Origin of the sequence: Pseudomonas sp. NPDC089734 (assembly GCF_044748865.1) — a bacterium.
Taxonomy (GTDB): Bacteria; Pseudomonadota; Gammaproteobacteria; order Pseudomonadales; family Pseudomonadaceae; genus Aquipseudomonas.
In genome coordinates this window covers 392,486-408,736 of the sequence record NZ_JBIVGV010000002.1, presented here as the reverse complement: position 1 = coordinate 408,736, position 16,251 = coordinate 392,486, and the positions used below count along the sequence as shown (strand labels likewise).

At 58.6% G+C, this 16,251-nt stretch carries 15 protein-coding genes and 1 tRNA gene; 5 read left to right on the top strand and 11 right to left on the bottom strand.

Annotation, left to right across the window (positions count from 1 at the left end):
• The first annotated feature begins 69 nt into the window (after positions 1 to 69).
• The gene (locus ACIPY9_RS04530; RefSeq protein WP_400697337.1) at positions 70 to 1,029 is read left to right on the top strand and encodes a zinc-binding alcohol dehydrogenase family protein; all 960 of its coding nucleotides are present in this window, start codon (positions 70 to 72) and stop codon (positions 1,027 to 1,029) included.
• A gap of 6 nt (positions 1,030 to 1,035) precedes the next feature.
• Here the strand turns inward: ACIPY9_RS04530 and ACIPY9_RS04525 are convergent, their stop codons facing one another.
• From ACIPY9_RS04525 to ACIPY9_RS04515, 3 genes are all read right to left on the bottom strand, one after another.
• Positions 1,036 to 2,661 (bottom strand): methyl-accepting chemotaxis protein, encoded by a 1,626-nt coding sequence (locus ACIPY9_RS04525; RefSeq protein WP_400697336.1) that lies wholly within the window; start codon positions 2,659 to 2,661, stop codon positions 1,036 to 1,038.
• 259 nt (positions 2,662 to 2,920) lie between these two features.
• A complete protein-coding gene (locus tag ACIPY9_RS04520; protein WP_400697335.1) occupies positions 2,921 to 3,199 on the bottom strand; it encodes a DUF6124 family protein in 279 nt (92 codons plus the stop codon).
• Between the two features lie 395 nt (positions 3,200 to 3,594).
• Positions 3,595 to 3,670 (bottom strand) — tRNA-Thr (locus tag ACIPY9_RS04515).
• Between the two features lie 662 nt (positions 3,671 to 4,332).
• On the opposite strand from ACIPY9_RS04515, the gene ACIPY9_RS04510 reads away from it, so the two are divergent.
• Positions 4,333 to 5,349 carry a J domain-containing protein gene (locus ACIPY9_RS04510; protein WP_400697333.1) on the top strand — a complete coding sequence of 339 codons (1,017 nt, stop codon included), beginning with the start codon at positions 4,333 to 4,335 and terminating at the stop codon, positions 5,347 to 5,349.
• 12 nt (positions 5,350 to 5,361) lie between these two features.
• On the opposite strand, the gene ACIPY9_RS04505 is transcribed toward ACIPY9_RS04510, so the two are convergent.
• The 3 genes from ACIPY9_RS04505 to ACIPY9_RS04495 all read right to left on the bottom strand — a co-directional run bounded on the left by ACIPY9_RS04505 (position 5,362) and on the right by ACIPY9_RS04495 (position 8,125).
• Positions 5,362 to 6,165 (bottom strand): 2OG-Fe(II) oxygenase, encoded by an 804-nt coding sequence (locus ACIPY9_RS04505; protein ID WP_400697332.1) that lies wholly within the window; start codon positions 6,163 to 6,165, stop codon positions 5,362 to 5,364.
• A 27-nt stretch (positions 6,166 to 6,192) separates the two neighbouring features.
• Positions 6,193 to 7,008: a glycosyltransferase gene (locus ACIPY9_RS04500; protein ID WP_400697330.1), complete on the bottom strand. Its 816-nt coding sequence runs from the start codon at positions 7,006 to 7,008 to the stop codon at positions 6,193 to 6,195.
• 190 nt (positions 7,009 to 7,198) lie between these two features.
• On the bottom strand, positions 7,199 to 8,125 hold the full coding sequence (locus ACIPY9_RS04495; RefSeq protein WP_400697329.1) for a LysR substrate-binding domain-containing protein: 927 nt from the start codon (positions 8,123 to 8,125) through the stop codon (positions 7,199 to 7,201).
• 88 nt (positions 8,126 to 8,213) lie between these two features.
• Here ACIPY9_RS04495 and ACIPY9_RS04490 point away from each other — a divergent pair, with 88 nt between their 5' ends.
• From ACIPY9_RS04490 to ACIPY9_RS04480, 3 genes are all read left to right on the top strand, one after another.
• Positions 8,214 to 9,578 (top strand): MFS transporter, encoded by a 1,365-nt coding sequence (locus tag ACIPY9_RS04490; protein WP_400697328.1) that lies wholly within the window; start codon positions 8,214 to 8,216, stop codon positions 9,576 to 9,578.
• A gap of 21 nt (positions 9,579 to 9,599) precedes the next feature.
• The gene (locus ACIPY9_RS04485; RefSeq protein ID WP_400697326.1) at positions 9,600 to 10,874 is read left to right on the top strand and encodes a glucarate dehydratase family protein; all 1,275 of its coding nucleotides are present in this window, start codon (positions 9,600 to 9,602) and stop codon (positions 10,872 to 10,874) included.
• Positions 10,875 to 11,041: 167 nt separating this feature from the next.
• Entirely contained in the window at positions 11,042 to 11,371 is a 330-nt protein-coding gene (locus ACIPY9_RS04480) for a hypothetical protein (protein ID WP_400697324.1), read from the top strand.
• 301 nt (positions 11,372 to 11,672) lie between these two features.
• Here ACIPY9_RS04480 and ACIPY9_RS04475 read toward each other — a convergent pair whose 3' ends face one another.
• The 5 genes from ACIPY9_RS04475 to ACIPY9_RS04455 all read right to left on the bottom strand — a co-directional run bounded on the left by ACIPY9_RS04475 (position 11,673) and on the right by ACIPY9_RS04455 (position 15,942).
• Positions 11,673 to 12,941, bottom strand: a complete 1,269-nt coding sequence (locus ACIPY9_RS04475) for a methyltransferase (protein WP_400697322.1) — start codon at positions 12,939 to 12,941, stop codon at positions 11,673 to 11,675.
• 1 nt (position 12,942) lies between these two features.
• Positions 12,943 to 13,632: an ABC transporter permease gene (locus tag ACIPY9_RS04470; protein ID WP_400697321.1), complete on the bottom strand. Its 690-nt coding sequence runs from the start codon at positions 13,630 to 13,632 to the stop codon at positions 12,943 to 12,945.
• Complete coding sequence (locus ACIPY9_RS04465) at positions 13,629 to 14,324, bottom strand: ABC transporter permease (protein WP_400697319.1); 696 nt, start codon at positions 14,322 to 14,324, stop codon at positions 13,629 to 13,631. Before ACIPY9_RS04465 ends, ACIPY9_RS04470 begins: the two co-directional genes overlap by 4 nt.
• A 66-nt stretch (positions 14,325 to 14,390) precedes the next feature.
• Positions 14,391 to 15,155: an ABC transporter substrate-binding protein gene (locus ACIPY9_RS04460; RefSeq protein WP_400697317.1), complete on the bottom strand. Its 765-nt coding sequence runs from the start codon at positions 15,153 to 15,155 to the stop codon at positions 14,391 to 14,393.
• A 13-nt stretch (positions 15,156 to 15,168) separates the two neighbouring features.
• On the bottom strand, positions 15,169 to 15,942 hold the full coding sequence (locus ACIPY9_RS04455) for an ABC transporter ATP-binding protein (RefSeq protein WP_400697316.1): 774 nt from the start codon (positions 15,940 to 15,942) through the stop codon (positions 15,169 to 15,171).
• Positions 15,943 to 16,251: the final 309 nt, after the last annotated feature.

Here is a 16,251-nt window from a genome sequence, read left to right as displayed (position 1 = left end):
CCCTTGGCCGATAGCCTGCCGCGCCTCTCTCTACACTCTGCGCATTCCATGACTTGTGCGGAGACACCCATGAAAGCCCTGCAATTTTCCCGAACCGGCGACCTGGCGGCACTGGAGTACGTCGAACTGCCCAAGCCAGTGCCCTCCGACGGAGAAGTCCTGATTCACGTAAAAGCCGCTGGCCTGAACCCCAGCGATGTGAAGAACGTACTGGGCCGTTTCCCTTACACCACACTGCCGCGCATCCCTGGCCGGGACTTTGCCGGTGTTGTCGTCGAGGGGCCGCAAGAGTTGCTGGGGCAGGACGTCTGGGGAACCGGCAGGGAGCCGGGTTTCTTCCGTGATGGGTCCCATGCCGAGTTCCTTACCCTGCCCGCCAAAGGCGTTGCTCTCAAACCCAAGACCCTGAGCTTTGCGCAAGCCGCCAGCCTTGGCGTGCCTTACACCACCGCTTGGGATGCACTGCAACGCAGCCTCGTGGCTCGCGACACTCGCCTGCTGGTGATCGGTGCCAACGGCGCGGTCGGCAGTGCGGCCATGGCGCTGGGCAAGATATTGGGCGCGAAAGTGCTGGGTGCGGTGCGCCGTCCCGAGCATCTGGAAAACCTGCAAGCCGCAGGCTTCGACGGCATCCTGCTCGATACTGCTCAGGAGCTGGCCAGTCAGGTCAACCAGACCTTCCAGGGCGGCGCAGACGTCATTTTCGACACCACGGGCTTCTGGTTACCCGCAGCCGTAACGGCGTTGGCCACCTTCGGACGCATTGCCATCATTGCTGCGCCTGTCGACGGTCACGTCCAGTTACCCGCGCTGGCGCTGTACCGCAAAGGGGGCTCGGTGGTGGGGATCAACTCGCTGCTCTACGACTGCGAAGCCTGCGCCCGCATGCTCAATCAGTTCGGGCAGTTTTTCGATCAGGGCTTGCTGGCGCTGCCGAGCGGGTTGTTCGAGTCCCCCATGAGCGAGGGACTGGCGCGTTATGCCGAAGTCAACGAGGGCAGGGGAGAGAAGGTCATCCTCATCCCCTGATGCCCTTCACACCTTGAAGCGGCTGACCATCTTGCTCAAGTCCACCGCCAGGCGTGACAACTCATGGCTGGCGGTGGTGGTCTGGTCGGCTCCTGTCGTGCTCTGCAATGACAGATCGCGGATGTTCACCAGGTTCCGATCAACCTCCCGGGCCACCTGAGCCTGCTCCTCGGCGGCGCTGGCGATCACCAGATTGCGTTCCGAGATTTCATTGATGGCCTTGGTGATCTCCTCCAGTGCCTGACCCGCGCTCTGGGCAATGTCCAGCGTCGCTTCAGCCTTGGAGCTGCTGTTCTGCATCGAAATCACCGCCTGTTCGGTATCGGTCTGGATACCGCCCACCATGACTTCGATTTCCTGGGCCGACGTCTGGGTACGATGGGCCAGCGCCCGCACTTCATCGGCCACCACCGCAAAACCACGGCCAGCCTCACCGGCGCGTGCCGCTTCGATCGCGGCGTTCAGGGCCAGCAGGTTGGTCTGTTGCGCAATGGCCTGAATCACATCCAGCACCTTGCCGATGGCCTGGGACTGCTCAGCGAGTGAGCGAACCTGATCGGATGTTACCGCCACATCTTTCGTCATCTGCTGAATCGACGACAGGGTTTCACTGACGCGATGACGCCCTTCCTGCGCCGAATGGCTGGACAGCCGCGAAGCCTCGGACGTCGAGACCGCATTGCGTGCCACTTCCTCAACCGCCGCCGTCATCTCGTTGACCGCAGTCGCGGCCTGCTCGATCTCGTTATTCTGCTGCTGAAGCCCGCGGCTGCTCTCGGTGGTCACGGCATCCAGCTCCTCGGCCGCAGACGCCAACAGCGCTGCCGAGTCGGAAATCTGCTGGATGGTCTTGCGCAGATTGAGCTGCATACCGCTCAAGGCCTGCTGCAAGCGTGAAACCTCATCCTTGCCCTGCACGACCACGGTCTTGCTCAGATCCCCCGCCGCAACGTCTTCAGCCACCTGCACCGCATCCATGAGCGGACGCACGATGCTGCGCGTCAGCAGAACCGCCAGCAACACGGTCAGCAAGGCTGCCGCGATAATCATCCCGGCAATCATGAAGCGAGAGCTTTCATACTGACTGCTGGCATCCTCCACCGCCTTGTTGGCCCCCGTGGTGTTCAAGGCAATCAGCTTCTCGAGCAGCGGTGCTATCTGGTCCGAATACACCTTCAGGTCACCGATGATCAAACCGTTGATCTGATCGGTCTCACCCGCCAGCGAAATCTTGCGCAGCCGATCCTGAGCCTGCAGGTAGTTTTGCAGGGCATCCTTGAACTGCTTGAACGCCGCGCCTTCTTCCGGGGTACTGACCAGCGGTGCATAACTGTCCGCGATCTGATTGGCCTTCTGCGTCAACGTATTCAGACGCGCCTCAGCCTTGTCGACATCCGCCTTGGAGCGGTTGACCAGAATGAAATACGACATGGTCCGGAAACGCGTCGTGGTATCGGCCATCTCACCCAGCAAACGCGTACTGGTCAGCCAGTTCTTGCCAATATCACGGCTCGACTGATTCAACGAATGCAGCTTTTGCAGGCTCAACAACCCGAGCAGCACCACGATCAAAGCGATCAGCGCAAACCCTAGAGTGGCCCTTGATGCGATACCCAGATTCCGTAGCGACATTGTTGTGATCTCGTAAGAGCCGAGGGGATGAGAGAGGCTATTCACACCTACATCGGCTACACGATATGTTTCTTAATATGACAATGATGCTAAATAGGTATCAGTGATAGCGGGTTAGAAATGAGTGTGAGTGAGGCTGAATGTAGGGCTGTGCATGACGCCTCGACAGATCTTCCGGGGTCAAAAAAGCTGATTCACCCCGGAAGTCGCCCCGGAAGTACCCCGGAAGTCGAAATGTCCTGGCTAATGCCTCATGCCCTTACTGACTGCCCTGTTTGTTCTCCAGCCCCGCCACCGACGCTTCAACCAACGCCCGCGCCGCTTCTATCTGATGCACCACCGCTTGCGCCAATGGCCGAAACTCCCGAGTGCTGTTATCGGCAGCCTCATAAGCCGTTGCCGCTGCACAGAGCAGGTATTCGGAAGCGAGTACCAGAGCATCTTCAACCCTGACACCGGGCTTTACGTTGAACAGGCCGATATTGATTTCGCGGGACGTTGTTGGGATTTGAGGGGGATGTGCTGTGGTTCTGATCACGGTGACTCCTTGACGTGGTTGAGCCATCACGTTTCGCGACTAAACGAAAGGTGGTGGCTATGCACGGGTTAGTCGACCGGGACGTCAAGCACCCGGCGCACCCGGAGGTGCCCCGTACACAGCCACCATAAAGAGCCATGCCGGTGTCAGGGAGGCGGCAATGGTTATGGTGCGCATTTTTGCTTGACGATGTTCGGGCGACTAAACCCGGTCGCTGGTTGGCGACAGGCAGGAAGGTAGTCGTGGTCTAGGGCATCGACAAGCGGTTATGGGAGGTCTTCCTGTATTTCAGAAAGGTCCTACGGTCTGGCGGCGTTTCGCGAATGAATTCGCTCCTACAGGCGCCGGAAACAAAAAAGGCCCACCTTTCGGTGAGCCTCTTTTGGTACTTCGTATGGTGCCGGCACCAGGAGTCGAACCCGGGACCTACTGATTACAAGTCAGTTGCTCTACCAACTGAGCTATACCGGCGTAATGGGCGGTGAGTATATAGAGTCTGGCGAGCTTGTAAAGCCTAGCTGTCTGATTCGGTTGAAAAAAAGCGGAGTGCGGTGTGGCGTATGACCGGAATGCGGGATGTTTGCAGGCTGGCTTGTAGGTGGTTTCCCCGGTTTTTGAGCGATGGGGCTGGGGGATGATGTTGAAAGCGGGGAGCTTTGGCGTTGTCTTGGGTGCTTTGGAGCGTGGTTGAGGGCTGTGTGGGGTTCAGACTTTTTATGCGGGCCTTTTGAACCGGTCGGTTGAGAGCTGATGGCAATCCGAGATTGTTTTACGTCGGTTGAGGGCATTGGCCGTTTGCCCCTGTTTGCGAGGCGGTGGGGGCTTGCATAAGCTTGGTTTCAACGGCCCGGACCACACGCAATAACGGAAAGGGTTGTTGGCTTTTCAGCCGGGAAGACAAGGATTGTCTCTGGTATTCGATGGATCGAAACCTTGCCGCGGTCGTGCAGTAAACCGCTGGTCGGGACTGGGCTGAAGAGTTGTCGTGTATAGCTGTACTGATGCTTCAAAAATGCCCGGGTCCAAGGATCCGGGCATTTTCGTCCGGGTCGTCAGGCACACAGGACTGATGTAAGCGGAAATCTTGCCGATATAGCTTGTTAAATGGCATGCCGCCATGGACAGCAAGACATATGCAGAGAACTCTTACTCATTATGAGCAGCTCAAGGTTCCGCGCGATGCCTCTCCTGATCAGATCAAGAAAGCCTATCGCAAACTGGCCCAGCAGCTGCATCCCGACAGGAATCCGGCTCCCAACGCATCGGATCTGATGTGCATTCTCAACGCTTCCCATGATGTGTTGGCTGATGCTGCCAAACGTGCGGCCTATGATGCGCAGCTGGCGTATGAAGAGCGCCGTGCCAGGGAAGCCTATGGTTTGAATCGGCAGGTTCAGCCTACGGCGGCGCGTGCTGCCAGCGCGTATGCTGCGGCTGCACCTCAACCGCGACCTGCGCCATCCCCTCCGCCTCGGCCCGCTCAGGCGCGTCCGGAGCCTCAACCGCAACCGGTGCCCAAGGCGTCGGGGCGTAAACGTCGGCGCAGCCTGTTGCGTTGGGCGCTGGTGTTCATGATTTTCTGCGGTGCCGGTGTCTGGATGGGGTATGACCCGGATGCACACAAGGCGTATATCCCCACCGAGGCCCTGCCGGTCCATACCACTTGGGTCAAGCCGGCTCCCGCGCCTGTGGATGACACCGTGGGGAGTCCCACCAAACTGGTGGACCCTGCGCAGCCCGAGTGTGTAGTGCCGGATCTGGACCCCATGGGCGCTGCATGGCCTCAGAAGGCGGGGTATGTGAAGGACATGCCGCTGCGCAAGGACAGTGGCTGGTCGCAGATCATCATCGACAATTCCGGTGGCGAGTCGGCGGTCTATGCCAAGGTGACCGATGCCGTGGGGCGTAATGCCTATCGGCATGCATTCATCCCGGCGGGTGCGGTGTTCGCCTTCGCCAAGATGGATGCAGGCCTGTATCAGCTCAAGTACAAGATGCTCAACACCGGTTGTGCCTATGCGTCCAACCGGATTCTGCTCGAGGAAACGCCCATGGGCAGCCAGGTCAAATCCAGCGTCTACAAGCTGACATTGCGCAAGTTGCAGAATCGCAACTCGCAGTTCTCCAACCTGAGAAACGACCAGTTCTGAGCCGGGTAGCCCTCAGTTTTTCTTCCTGATGAGTTTGTTCAGGTAGTACCGGGGGCTCAGAAGGTCCTTGGGCCTTGGCTTGTAATGGGTCTTGTTTCTTTGCGTGGGGTCTATCGGCCCCTTCGAGGCGGTGTAGTAATACAACGCGACGGAGCGACGGGTGATGTGCTCGGGCGTCGTCAACGGTTCCGGGTGCCCGTGGTTGCTGTCGGCGTCGGTGTTGAAGATCACGCAGCGGTTATAGATGGGCAGGACTTTTTTCAGGCACGTCCGCATGTCCACATCCCAGAGTTCCAGGTTGCCGCCGTATTCCTCTTTCCAGTCCGGGTTGAGGTAAATGATGGCGTTGATCCGGCGATCGACGTTGAGTTTCTTGTTCAGCCTGAAGTCCGAATGCACCCCCAGAAAACCACCCTTTTTGGTTTCATGCAGGCCTCCGCCGGTGAAGTACGGGTCGGGTATCAGCCCTTCGATACCGGTGAGCTTTTCCAGAAAATGCAGCATGGGGGCCGAGTTGAAGGCGCTGAAGATCTTCCGCAGATGCGGGTCGCATTCATTGGGGCTGATCTGCCGTTTGTGCTGCCCTTTGTAGCCGCGCTCGTAGAGCATTTCATTGTCGGTCGGTTCGGCCGGGAAGTGCTCGCACAGGCTGGCGATCAGGTCGGGTGGCAGAAAGTCGTCGAGGACGATATGCGCAAAGGGCGTGGCCTGTGTGTATCGATCGGTCAACGATTGTCCCAGTTTGCCAGCGGCCGCCAGATCGAAATCAAGCTCGGGAGACAGGGTAATGGGCAGTGTCTGGGGCGTGGCGGTCATTGCTGCTCCGGTCGTCGGGGGACGTCATCAGGTGTTCAGTGTCGGGTTGGCCTTGTTAACACGGCGCAGGATGTCGTTGTACATTTTTACTCGGCGATGGTTCGTGTCATAGCCGCCGGCTGCCGAAACCGTACCTGCCTGGATGTGGTCCAGGTAGCTGAATATCTTGCGGGGCGACAGGAACTCGATGTCATGGCCCAGTGTGACCATGGTGTCTTGCAGGGTATAACCCGGTACACGTTCATCCATCTGGAAATGCAGGCCGTGTTGTTTCATGAGCCGGGTGTTCCAGAGCGTACAGAAACTTTTCAGGTGTTCTTCCCGATAAGGCTTGGGCTGTTTGGAGCGCAGGCCCAGAGACAGTTTCAGGCGACGGTAATGATGTTTGAACAGTCGGGAGCTGAAGCGCCAGAGGGTTCTGGCCGTGCCCCGATTTAGTTGTTCCACACAGCCGACAGCCGCAACTTTCGGGTTCTTGATGCATTTGTCCAGCATCATGGAAAACACACGCGGATCGAAAATGAATGTATCGGTGTGCAACAGGAACAGGTAGTCGGTTTCAACCCGCTCTAGCACCATGTCGAGTGCCTTGCCGTGGGCAATATGACCGCTTTCCGGGTGAGGACTCTTGCGCTCGATCAGGTGAATCCAGTCCAGCGTGCGCAGGTATTCGGTGCTGTCGTCGGCGGAGTCGTTATCGACGACCCAGACTTGATGAGGGGTGTTGCCCAAGTGTTGTTGCAAGAGGCCCAGACAGATCTTGGTGATTTCAAGTGTCTTGTAGTTGACGATGGCAATGCTGAAGGAGGGGGCTGTAGTGGAACCGGAATCAGTATTGCTCATTGTGTCGACTCAGTCATAACGTGAAAATAAATGGAACAATTGCCGTTTTAGTTAAATTGTTTCTTTATGTTTCTTTATCGTTTTCCACGGGAATGCGCATGGCTATTTAAATCAATAGCCAAGCGATAAAGGGTCTTGCAGAGATAAAGACAGAAACCAACTAACGGCTGGTTATCCTATAAGCCTGAGGTCATGAGGTAAACCCTTCCTGACGGTTGTCGCCCCAACCCTCGCGTACCGCTTTTCTGATCCCATCCAGCAACATTGCAAAAGCCGGGTTGTCGTTGTTCTCGGGCCAGATCAGGTGCAGTTCGCTCTGGACGCCTTCCCCCAGATCGATGTCCCGAAACACCACGTTCCTGAAGACAACACTGGTGGCGCAACGCGGGACCAGCGCCAGCCCCATCCCGGCATTGACCAGCGCCAGGATGGTCAGGGACGAGCCCAGCCACTGTACGTATTCCGGAGCAACCCGGGCCGAACGGAGCATGCCGGTCAGCAGTTCGTTGAACGGTGGGTAGGCGGAGTGCGAATACATGAGAAAGGGTTGCGCATCGAGGTCTTTGACCGACACGGTTTCGCTGCTGGCCAGCCGGTGGTTGCTGGGGACGGCCAGTACGAAAGGCTCGCGCACCAGGCACTCGGTGGCGTAGCCGGTTTCCAGCAAAGGCGTGCGCACGATGCCCAGGTCGATACGGCGTGCGCGCAACGCTTCGTGCTGCTGATAGGTGTTCATTTCCGACAGGTTGATTTTGACGTGGGGCTGCTTGAGCCGGGCTTCCGCGATGACCTTGGGCAGAAACTCATACACGGCACTGCCGACGAAGCTGATATTGACCGAGCCGATGTCCCCCTCGGCAAAACGCCGGGCCGTGACGGCGGCTTGCTGGGCGCGCTCCAGCAGGTTCTGGGCTTCGACGAAAAAGGCGCGGCCCGCCGCGGTCAGGGTGACGTTGCGGGTGGTGCGGGTGAACAGATCGACCCCCAGATGATGCTCCAGCAACTGGATCTGCCGGCTGAGCGGTGGCTGCGTCATGTTCAACCGTTCGGCGGCGCGGCGGAAGTTGAGTTCAGTCGCGACGGTGGTGAAGCAACGCAGTTGAGTCAGCTCGAACATTGATCTAATCCGGGTATCAATGGAATGCCAAGTTAGATTAGACGGTAACAATCAGTGAGTCCATGATCGATTCGTCCCTAAAAAAACAATGAACGGGAGTCGCATCTTGAACAACCACCCGAGCGCCACAGACCCCGCCGTACTGGCCCGCGCAGCCGCCAAAGTGAAGCGCCATGTGCTGCCGCTGTTTGTGGTGATGTTCATCGTCAACTACATCGACCGCGTGAACATCGGCTTTGTACGCAGCCATCTGGAAACCGACCTGGGCATTGGCGCTGCGGCCTATGGGCTGGGTGCCGGGCTCTTCTTCGTGGGATACGCCCTGTTTGAAGTGCCGTCCAACATGCTGCTGCAACGCTACGGTGCCCGCGCCTGGCTGACGCGCATCATGTTCACCTGGGGCGCTGCGGCCATGGCCATGGCGTTCGTGCAGGGTGAAACCAGTTTCTATGTGCTGCGTTTCATTCTGGGTGCCGCCGAAGCGGGCTTTTTCCCCGGCATCATTTATTACTTCACCCAATGGCTGCCGTCGTCCGAGCGGGGCAAGACCATGGCGGTTTTCCTCAGCGGTTCAGCCATCGCCTCCGTGATTTCCGGGCCGGTTTCCGGTGCGCTGTTGCATATCAACGGCCTGGGTTTTCATGGCTGGCAGTGGATGTTCCTGATCGAAGGCTTCGCCTCGGTCTTGCTGTGTGCGTTTGTCTGGTTCTGGCTGCAATCTCATCCCAGTGAGGCGAGATGGCTTTCTGATGAAGAGAGAAGCGTCCTGATCACGGCCATTGCCGATGAACAGCGCGAGCGGGAAGCCAATCAGGTTGCCCGGCCATCGATCTTCAAGCTGTTGGCGGACCGGCAGATTGCGCTGTTCTGCTTCATTTACTTTTCCATCGCCCTGACCATCTACGGTGCAACCTTCTGGCTGCCGAGCATGATCAAGAAAATGGGCAATCTGGGCGACTTCCAGATCGGCCTGTTCAACTCGGTGCCCTGGATCATTTCCATCGTGGCGATGTACGGCTTCGCCGCGATGGCCAGCAAGTGGAAGTTCCAGCAGGCCTGGGTGGCGCTGACACTGGTGATCGCCTCGTTCGGCATGTTCATGTCCACGACGGGCGGCCCGGTCTTCGCCTTTGTCGCGATCTGCTTTGCGGCCATCGGGTTCAAGGCGGCATCCGCGCTGTTCTGGCCGATTCCGCAAAGCTACCTGGATGCCCGCATCGCGGCGGCGGTCATCGCACTGATCAACTCCATCGGCAACCTGGGCGGTTTCGTCGCGCCCACGACCTTCGGGATTCTTGAGCAAACCACGGGTTCGATCGAAGGCGGCCTGTATGGCCTGGCGGCGACTTCGCTGCTGGCTGCCGTGGTGATCTTCTTTGCCCGCACAACGCCTGCCAGCCGACATGGCAAGCCAGCCGAAGCGGCTGCGCCGGGTCGCGCTGCCACACACTGATACTGGATCGGGAGCATTACCTTGAAAATCAAACGAGTGACCGTGACCCCCATCGCCTTTCGCGATCCACCGCTGCTCAATGCCAGCGGGATTCACGAACCCTTTGCCTTGCGCTCGATCATCGAGATCGAGAGCGACAACGGCTACATCGGCCTGGGCGAGAGCTACGGCGACGCCCCGGCGCTGGCGATTCAGGAGCGCGTGAAGGATCAGCTGATCGGCCTCGATCCGTTCAACCTCAACCAGTTGCGCAGCATCGTGCAGGCCACCGTGGCCGCCAACAAGACCGACAGCCTGGCGGGCGCTGAACTGGCACCCGGTTCTCATGCCAGCAAGGCGGTCAGCAACGCGTATTCGGCGTTTGAAGTGGCGTTTCTGGACCTTCAGGCCCATTACCTGAACGTCCCGCTGGTGGACCTGCTGGGCGGCGCGGTTCGTGATGAAGTACCGTTCAGTGCCTACCTGTTCTTCAAGTACGCGCAGCACATTGATTCGCCCTACAAACCCGACAACTGGGGCGAGGCCCTGAACGAAGAGCAGATCGTCGCCCAGGCCCGGCGCATGATCGAGGCTTATGGCTTCAAGAGCATCAAACTCAAGGCCGGAGCGCTGGAGCCCGAACATGAAGTGGCTTGTATCAAGGCACTGAAGAAGGCATTCCCCGGCTATCCGTTGCGCATCGACCCGAATGCCAACTGGTCGCTGGAAACCTCCATCCGCATGGCGGAACTGCTGGGCGATGACCTGCAATATTACGAAGACCCGACGCCGACGCTCGAAGGCATGTCCGAACTGCACAAACGCACCGGCCTGCCGCTGGCCACCAACATGGTGGTGACGGATTTCGACGAGTTCCGTCGCAGCGTGGCGTTGAACAGCGTCCAGATCGTGCTGGCTGACCATCATTACTGGGGTGGCCTGCGGGATACTCAAACCTTGTCGAAAATGTGCCAGACCTTTGGCCTTGGCGTATCGATGCACTCCAACTCGCATTTGGGCGTCAGCCTGATGGCCATGGCCCATGTTGCCGCTTCAGTGCCGAATCTGGACTACGCCTGCGACACCCATTACCCGTGGCAGGAGCCGGATGAAGAAGTGATCAAGGGCGGCAAGCTGCCCATCGTCGACGGCTGCGTAAAAATCACCCGCGCCCCTGGCCTTGGGCTGGAGCTGGACCACGACCAGCTCGGCAAGCTGCACGACCAGTTCCTGAGTTGCGGTATCCGTCAGCGCGACGACGTGAAACAGATGCAGCGCTACAAGCCGGACTGGAAAACGGTCAAACCGAGGTTTTGATTGATCGTCTTCGCGAATGAATTCGCTCCCACCGGTGTAGGAGCGAATTCATTCGCGACCAACCAGAATCCTCAAAAACACCCCTAAAAAGAAGCACATAGCTGGCCCTTTGATTTCTGTTTCGTTGGCAAACTCGCGTTCCTTTCAGAAACTTGGGTGCTGGCGCTATGCGGAGTCTTGCATTGACCGTTGCTGTTTTTGTCCTGGCCGGCGTCTCGTTCGGGGTTCAGGCCAAGGAGGTGAGCAAGAGCAATCGCTCGATATGCACATGGGGTTCAGGGATTGCCGCCGGGGCTCAGGAGTCGAAGCTGTCCGGGATTTCGCTCTACGGGGCACGCAAGAAGTTGCAGACCCGCAAATTTCCCCAACCCTGGATGCGCATGACCGCCATGGGCATCACCGAACAGACCTACCGAAGCACCTCCCGCCTCAAACCCGCTGCCATCAAGCAGACCTACTACGAGCAATGCATCAAGCATGAGCTGGCGCGCAGGTAGGTTTTGAAGACGTGGGTTTCGCGAATGAATTCGCTCCTACACCGATCTGCGTAGGAGCGAATTCATTCGCGAAAAACCTTACCCCCGCACCCTTTATGCACAACCCCTTCAGAAAAAAAACGTTTTTGCTTCCTTCGTACGCCATTGTTTGAAATTTGCCTGAAAGCCCCGTTTTTCAAGGCTTCTGACCGGGGCGTCAGAAAAAGCCTGGGGGCTTCGGTAATTGGTGTACCAAGGTTTTGAAACGCTTGTCTGAAAATTCATCAACAGAGTTATCCACAGGATGTTCTGTTGATGTGAGTCAATGCTTTTGAGCCAGGACAAGCAGGTTGCGGGGGGTGAGCTGGCTGTCGCAGAAGGTGCCGACACTGACGCTGTAGCCATGCTCCTGCACGTACATGGCCCGATCCAGGACCAGCCACAATTCCAGCGGTCGACGGAACAGGTTTCGCACCAGTTCCAGGTTGCGTACTTGGGCCAGTCGCTGCCAGCCGGTGGCCTCCAGCCGGGACCAGTCCTGCTGGCCCGGTGCAGGAAGGTTTTTCAGTTCGGCCAGTTCGCAGCAGTATTCGTTGTAGGGTTTATCCAGCCAGCTGACGGGCAGCGAAGGGGTCGGCAGGTATTCATCGACGCCCCGCAATGCTCGTTGCAGCAGGTCAAAGCCCAGGCGTCGGGCCATGGAGGTGTCGCGCTGGCGGCGTACTCGGGCACCTGCCGTGACGGTTTCGCTCAGTGGCAGGCCGAGGTCGTCCCGCGACAGTTTCAAGGCCGAGCTTTGGCCTTCTCTGGACAGCGCCTGATATTCGTCGAAACGTGTGCGGTTGTAGCAGCAGGGGGCTATGGCCATTTGCACGCAACCGGTCTGGCTGGCGATGTGCATCAATTGCACATGCAGGTCGCCGCAGGCGTGCAGCGCGACGGGAGTATGTTCTGGCTTGAGATGCCGCCAGGTGTCATCGGCCATGACGTCCTGCTCGATATGCATGGCCTCGATGTTCTGGCGGGCACTGAGTTTACGTCCGGCTTCGACCAGCGCCGGGTCGCGCTCCAGGCAGGTCAGCTGTTGTCCGGCCTGTGTCAGACGACGACCCAGGTGCCCTTTGCCGGAACACCAGTCGAGCCAGTGGCTGGCGGTGTGCCGGAAATCCAGGTGGCTGGCAAATGCTTCTATCTGCTGCCATTTGCGCCCCGGTACATCGACACTCTGACGTGCCGCTACCGCTTCGAGCGGGTAGACCGGAAGTGCACCAACCTGCGTCAGTGCGGAGGCTTCATCGGCCAGTTGTGGGAAGGGGTAGGGTGCGTCCACCTGTTCGGGATGATTGTGGGCGGCTTCGGCCTGAGCCAGTGTGCGCTGGCGCAACCATTGGGCCAGTGTTGCGTATTGCGCTTCCCACGGCAGGTGCTGCTGCGTAAAGGGTCTCGGTCGCCACAACGACTGGTGTGCGAATAGAAAACTGTCCAACGCCCGAAAACGGGAACGAAGGTGTTCATCCTGCAAACAAGTGTCAGAGGGCATGATGGTGACCGGGTATGAAGGGGTGGCCAAATGAAAGCCAGCCCCCTTCATATCAGCGTCCTTGGCTGGCGTCTACGCGCAATATCCGTTCCAGTAATCTGAAACCTTGTACAAGCACGTAGGCCATGATCAGGTAGAACATGCCGGCCGCGAAGAATATCTCCACCGGCAGGTAGGTGCGGGCAATGATGGTACGGGCCATGCCCGTCAGTTCCAGCAGGGTCACGGTACTGGCCAGAGCGCTGGCCTTGAGCATCAGGATCACTTCGTTGCTGTAGGCTGGCAAGCCGATGCGAGCGGCACGGGGCAGGACGATGTAGAACAGCGCCTTCCACTTGGACATGCCCAGAGCCCGTGCGGCCTCGACTTCTCCCACCGGTACAGCCTGGATCGCGCCACGCAGGATTTCAGCGATGTAGGCGGCCGTGTGCAGGGTCATGGTGATGACCGCACACCAGAACGGATCACGCAGGTAGGGCCACAACGGGCCTTTGCGCACGGCCTCGAACTGTGCCAGTCCGTAATAGACCAGGAACAATTGCACCAGCAGCGGTGTGCCGCGAAAGAAAAAGATATAGGCGTAGGGCAGGGCGCGAACGGACAGGTGTTTTGACGAACGGGCGATGCCCAGTGGAATGGCGATGATCAAGCCGACGACGACGGCAATTGCCACCAGCTCCAGGGTCAGCGTTGCGCCCTGTGCCAGTTTCGGCAGCCATTTGATGATGACGTCCCAGTTCATGACGCGTTCCTCACGAAGCCGCGAGCGGCGCGTTTTTCCAGAAAGTGCATGCCGATCATGGCCAGAATGGTCAGGCCCAGGTACATGAACGCGGCGACCAGATAAAACAGGAAAGCTTCCTTGGTGACACTCACGGCAATCTGCGAATGTCGCATGATTTCTTCCAGACCGATGACCGACACCAGAGCGGTGTCTTTCATCAGGATCATGAACAGGTTGCCCAGGCCAGGCAGCGCGATGCGCCACATCTGCGGCAGGATCAGCTTGAAGAGAATGCGCGAGCGTGACAGGCCCAGTGCCAGGCCAGCCTCTCGATGGCCCTTGGGGATAGCCAGAATGGCACCGCGAAAGACTTCGGTCGCGTAGGCGCCGAAGCACAGGCCAAGGGCGATGACGCCTGCGGCAAAGGCGTTGAGTTCCAGGCCGGGGATGCCCAGCAACTCGCCCAGGGCGCGCATGCCGTTGACGGTGCCGAAATAGATCAGCAATACCCAGAGCAATTCGGGGATGCCGCGTACCAGCGTGGAGTAAGTGCCGCCCAGCCATTGCAATGGCTTGTAAGACGACGTTTTTGCCAGGGCGCCGAGCAGCCCCAGCACCAGCCCTAGACACAGGGCCGAAAGGGCAAGCTGAACAGTCATCAGCGCACCAGCCGCAAGGGCCGGGCCGAATCCTTGAAGGTCAATATTCATGGGCAGGCTTTGCTAAGGACGGACCGTCACGCCGCTGAAAAGGGCGCGACGGTCACGTCAGGCAGATCAGAGAATGCTGAACGGGAAGTACTTGTCGTTGATTTTCTTGTAGGTGCCGTCAGCGATGATTTCTTTCAGGGCGTCGTTCAGGCGCTCACGTAGCGGATCGCCCTTGCGTACGGCAATACCGATCTTGTCGTTCTGCTCGACCGGGTCACCCTTGAACTCGAAGCCCTTGCCCGCGTCGCTTTTCAGCCATTCGTAGCTGACGTACTTGTCGGCCAGCATGGCATCGACACGACCGGACGCAAGGTCCAGGTAGGCGTTTTCCTGAGTGTCGTACAGCTTGACGGTCACGCTGTCGCCCAGCTTGTCTTCCAGCCAGGTGCCGGACAGGGTGGCGCGCTGGGCACCGACGATCTTGCCGTCCAGAGACTTTCTGGCAGCTTCGATGCTGTCGGTATTGATCTGCGAATCTTTCGGCGCAATGAACTGCAGCTTGTTGGAGTAGTACGGTTCGGTGAAGTCCACAGCCTGTTTACGTTCGTCGGTGATCGACAGCGACGAGATCAGGAAGTCGAACTTTCTGGCGTTGAGCGCCGGAATGATGCCGTCCCAGTCGGAGGTCACGACTTCGCATGTGGCTTTCATCCTGGCGCACAGGGCCTGGCCGATCTCGTAGTCGAAACCGACGACTTGTCCGCTGGCGTCCTTGTTGTTGAACGGAGGGTAAGCGGCTTCGATACCCATTTTCAGGGTTTCGGCAAAGGCGTTGCCGGTGAGTGCCAGGGTGGCAGCGGCTGCCAGCAGGAACTTTTTGTACGTCTGCATGGGTGTTGCTCCGTTAGCGGTGACTCGACATGAATTGTTTACACCTTTCCGACTGCGGGTTCTCGAAAACCTGCTCGGGTGTGCCTTGTTCTTCGACCAGTCCCTGATGCAAAAAGACCACTTCGCTGGAAACCTGCCGGGCGAAGCTCATTTCGTGGGTAACCAGCATCATCGTCCGGCCTTCTTCAGCCAGGCCGCGGATGACCGTGAGCACTTCCTGAACCATTTCCGGGTCCAGGGCGGAGGTCGGCTCATCGAACAGGATCACTTTAGGCTGCATGGCCAGAGTGCGTGCGATGGCAGCCCGCTGTTGTTGCCCGCCGGAAAGTTGCGTGGGGTAGGCATGGCGTTTATCGGAGATGCCGACCTTGGCCAGCAGGGCTTCAGCGACTTCGATGGCCTCGGCCTTGCTCTGGCCCAATACACGGCGTGGGGCTTCGATGATGTTGTCGAGCACGCTCATGTGCGGCCACAGGTTGAAGTTCTGGAAGACGAAACCGATCTCGCTGCGCATGCGATTGATCTGCCGGCTATCGGCGGCGATCAGTTCGCCATTTTTGGCGGCCTTGAGTTTCAGTTCTTCGCCAGCCACCAGAATCTGGCCCTGATGCGGGTTTTCCAGCAGGTTGATGCAACGCAGCAGCGTGGACTTGCCGGAACCGGATGAACCCAGGATAGAGATCACATCGCCGTCGCGGGCTGTCAGCGAGATGCCCTTGAGGACTTCAAGCTCGCCGTAGCGCTTGTGCAGATTACGGATTTCCAGGGCGGGCGTGGCCTCGGCCATGTGGGGACCTCATATGTATTGTGCGTGCCTTCTATCGGGCGAGCGCCAAGCTAGCACAGCGTTTGAAGGACAACCAACAAACGTCAGACCAAGCGAGCGAGGTTATGCAACGGGGTGTCGCATCATCGCAGCAGACTGTCGCCGCAAGACAAACGGTGTCTCTGCCTGGGGCTCGCTTTTCGGCCTGAGTGCGCGAAAAAGGCGCGATGTTGCCACCTTTGGCCGGGTGTTGGAAGCAGCTTCTGCCCGTTGGCGCACCATGGGCGTGCCGAATGGCTTTTTATTGTGCGTTTTCGGTGCGTGCGGGGG